Source organism: Flavobacterium ustbae (assembly GCF_003946915.1).
In the GTDB taxonomy this organism is placed as follows: Bacteria; Bacteroidota; Bacteroidia; order Flavobacteriales; family Flavobacteriaceae; genus Flavobacterium; species Flavobacterium ustbae.
This window is the reverse complement of record NZ_RPOC01000043.1, coordinates 1-924: the sequence shown is the minus strand read 5'-3', so window position 1 is coordinate 924 and position 924 is coordinate 1. Positions and strand designations below refer to the sequence as shown.

General features: G+C 30.2%; 1 protein-coding gene. It reads right to left on the bottom strand.

From position 1 onward, the window contains the following. Window position 1: 1 nt before the first annotated feature. Complete coding sequence (locus tag EG814_RS20880) at window positions 2-889, bottom strand: IS3 family transposase (protein WP_125723799.1); 888 nt, start codon at window positions 887-889, stop codon at window positions 2-4. Window positions 890-924: the final 35 nt, after the last annotated feature.

Genomic DNA, 924 nt, shown 5'->3' with positions numbered 1-924 from the left:
ATTAAGTTTGATAATAATGAGCTCGATATTTTATCGGGCTCATTTTGTTTAGATTTGATTTAATTCTTTCGTTATTGTAATAGATTATATATTTATTAATTTCTTTTTTTAATTGTTGTATTGATTTGAATTTTTGAGTGTAAAACATTTCAGATTTTAGTATTCCGAAGAAGTTTTCAATAATTGCATTATCTAAGCAGTTTCCTTTTCTTGACATGCTTTGTACAATGCCTTTTTGTTTTAATAAGTATTGGTAATGACTCATTTGGTATTGCCAGCCTTGGTCAGAATGAAGCGTTAAATTAGTATTGTTTGGTATTTTTCTAAATGCTTTTTTCAACATCATAACCACTTGATTGAAAACTGGTCTCTCTGTGAGTTCATAGCTTACTATTTCCCCGTTAAACAAGTCAATTATTGGCGATAGGTATAATTTATTTCCCGCTACGTTAAATTCTGTAATATCGGTTGCCCATTTTTGATTCGGAGCTTCTGCCTTAAAGTTTCTCTCTAGTATATTGGGAGCTATTTTGCCATTTTCACCTTTATAAGATTTGTACTTTTTTACTCTGATAATACTTTTTAAACCTAATAGATTCATTAATCTGAGAACTGTTTTGTGATTGATAATTAATCCTCTATTCTGCAGCTCATCGGTTATTCTTCTGTAACCATAACGTCCTTTATGTCTTTGATAAATGACTTTAATTAACTCTTTAGTTTCTTTATATTTATCAGGTGATTTGCTTTGCTTTTGATGATAATAAAAACTGCTGCGTGCCATATTTGTTAAATCTAGAAGCAGATTTAAATCAAATTTACGCCTTAAATCGATTATGGCTTGGGATTTTTCCTGGCTTGAATTAAGGCTTGCAGCTTTTTTAGCAATTCATTCTCACAACGAAGCCTTTCGTTTTCTTTTAG